General features: G+C 40.6%; 2 protein-coding genes and 1 pseudogene. All 3 read left to right on the top strand.

The window, feature by feature from the left end:
• Window positions 1-915 (top strand): annotated as a pseudogene (locus tag H5202_RS20495) (ribonucleotide-diphosphate reductase subunit alpha); the annotation flags it as partial.
• Between the two features lie 73 nt (window positions 916-988).
• Window positions 989-2,119, top strand: a complete 1,131-nt coding sequence (nrdB, locus tag H5202_RS20490; protein ID WP_182773691.1) for a class Ia ribonucleoside-diphosphate reductase subunit beta — start codon at window positions 989-991, stop codon at window positions 2,117-2,119.
• Window positions 2,109-2,507, top strand: a complete 399-nt coding sequence (gene yfaE, locus H5202_RS20485; RefSeq protein WP_182773690.1) for a class I ribonucleotide reductase maintenance protein YfaE — start codon at window positions 2,109-2,111, stop codon at window positions 2,505-2,507. Before nrdB ends, yfaE begins: the two co-directional genes overlap by 11 nt.
• The last annotated feature ends 24 nt before the right edge of the window (window positions 2,508-2,531 follow it).

Raw genomic sequence — 2,531 nt, 5'->3', positions numbered from 1 at the left:
ATCGCGTTATGTACCTTGTCGGCACTTAACTTAGGCGCAATTAAAGATTTATCTGAACTTGAGCCATTAGCCGATTTAGCTGTACGCGCGTTAGATAACTTACTTGATTACCAAGATTACCTAATTAAAGCGGCGCAAACGAGTTCGATGAATCGTCGTACTTTGGGTATCGGCGTGATTAACTTTGCTAACTACTTAGCCAAAAACGGTAAAAAGTATTCAGACGGTTCTGCTAACAACTTGACCCATAGGACCTTTGAAGCCATTCAGTTCTATTTACTGAAAGCGTCAATGAATCTCGCAAAAGAACAAGGTGCATGTCCGTTATTCCACGAGACAACATATTCGAAGGGTATTTTACCTATCGACACCTACAAGCGTGATTTAGACAAGATTTGTGACGAACCATTGCACATGGATTGGGAAAGCTTGCGCAGCGACATTAAACAGTACGGTTTACGTAACTCAACGTTGTCTGCGCTAATGCCGTCTGAAACCTCATCGCAAATTTCAAATGCGACCAATGGTATCGAGCCTCCACGTGGTTTAATTAGCGTTAAAGCCAGTAAAGATGGTCAATTAAAGCAAGTCGTTCCTGATTTTGAATTACTGAAAGATAAGTATGAACTACTGTGGAACATGCCAAACAACGATGGTTACATCCAACTTGTTGGTTTAATGCAGAAGTTTATCGACCAAGCTATTTCGGCCAACACCAATTATGACCCAAGCCGTTTTGAAGGCGGTCGAGTACCGATGCAAACGTTGTTAAAAGACTTGTTAAGCGTCTACAAACTGGGCATTAAAACATTGTATTATCATAATACTCGTGACGGTGCTTCTGATCAGTTTGACGACATTATTGCTGTCGAAGAAGAAGACGATGGCTGTGGTGGCGGTGCGTGTAAGATTTAATCATCACTTTATGTATATTTAGCGGGGGTCTTCCCCCGCTTTTTGAAAAATGCGTTTTCAGGACACCTAAATAATGGCTTACTCAACATTTTGTCAAACACCTAACGATTCTACCAAAGAACCTATGTTTTTCGGTCAATCGGTTAACGTGGCACGCTATGATCAACAAAAATATGAAGTCTTTGAAAAACTGATTGAAAAGCAATTAAGTTTTTTCTGGCGTCCAGAAGAAGTTGATGTCAGCCGTGACAAAATTGATTTCGGTAATTTACCTGATCATGAACAGCATATTTTCCTATCAAACCTGAAATACCAAACTCTACTCGACTCAATTCAAGGTCGCTCTCCTAATGTGGCATTTTTGCCTTTGGTATCGCTTCCTGAATTAGAAACGTGGATTGAAACATGGTCGTTTTCTGAAACCATTCACTCGCGTTCGTACACCCACATTATTCGTAATATTGTTAATAACCCGTCTGTGGTCTTTGACGATATTGTTCAAAATGACGAAATTTTAAAGCGTGCTGGCGATATTGCCGCTTATTACGATGACTTAATTAACCTCACCCAAATTAATAACTTGTTAGGTGAAGGCACGCACGTCATAAACGGTAAAGAAATCACTGTTAATTCACGCATTCTTAAAAAGTCATTATATTTGTGCATGATGTCAGTCAATGCTTTAGAAGCGATTCGATTCTATGTCAGTTTTGCTTGTTCATTTGCCTTTGCTGAACGCCGTGTCATGGAAGGTAATGCTAAAATTATTCGCTTAATTGCCCGTGATGAAGCATTACACCTCAATAGTACACAACACATTTTAGCCCTGATGCAGGGTGGTAAAGATGACCCTGAAATGGGAGAGATTGCTGCAGAGTGTAAGCAAGAAGCGTATGACTTATTTGTTAAAGCGGCAGAACAAGAAAAAGAGTTGGCTAAGTACTTATTGAAAGATGGTTCGATGATTGGCTTAAATGAACAAATCTTATGTCAATACGTTGAGTTTATTACTAACCAACGGATGAAGTCGGTTCACTTACCGCAACCTTATGATGAACAATCGAACCCACTACCGTGGATGAAAAACTGGTTAGAAAGTGATGCTGTACAGGTTGCTCCACAAGAAGTAGAAGTATCATCTTATCTTGTTGGTCAAATTGATTCTTCTGTTGATGGCGATGAGTTTTTAGATTTTGACCTATAAAAAATTTTTCAAAAAAGCCCCTATCGTAAGCTTGAAAGGACAGCCGGTGATTTTATTTGACGGCCAACATTCAAGCTTATTAGAAGCGCTTGAGTCGAAAAAAGTGAAGATATTTTCAGAGTGTCGTAATGGATTTTGCGGCGCTTGTAAAACCACAGTGATATCAGGAGAAGTCAGTTACTTCTCCGAGCCACTAGCAGAACTCAAATCAGATGAGTGCCTACCCTGTTGTTGTGTGCCCGATGGCGATGTAAACCTCAAACTCTCAACTGATGGCGTACAAGTGGTTGCTAAACGTCAATACACGCCAACCACTGACACTCATAAGCCAACGACCGCGTTAACCCAACAATTACAAGCCATGCCAAAACGGGTCCACGAACGTTAACCTACCGTCCCACTAACACTTGCT

The organism is Shewanella sp. SG41-4 (assembly GCF_014164505.1).
In the GTDB taxonomy this organism is placed as follows: domain Bacteria; phylum Pseudomonadota; class Gammaproteobacteria; order Enterobacterales; family Shewanellaceae; genus Shewanella.
Note: the sequence above shows the minus strand (reverse complement) of the source record. Positions and strands in the feature narration are given on the sequence as shown.

Bases quoted from the DNA above. Each gene is read 5' to 3' on its own strand.
- nrdB (WP_182773691.1), top strand. From the start codon at position 989: ATGGCTTACTCAACATTTTGTCAAACACCTAACGATTCTACCAAAGAA.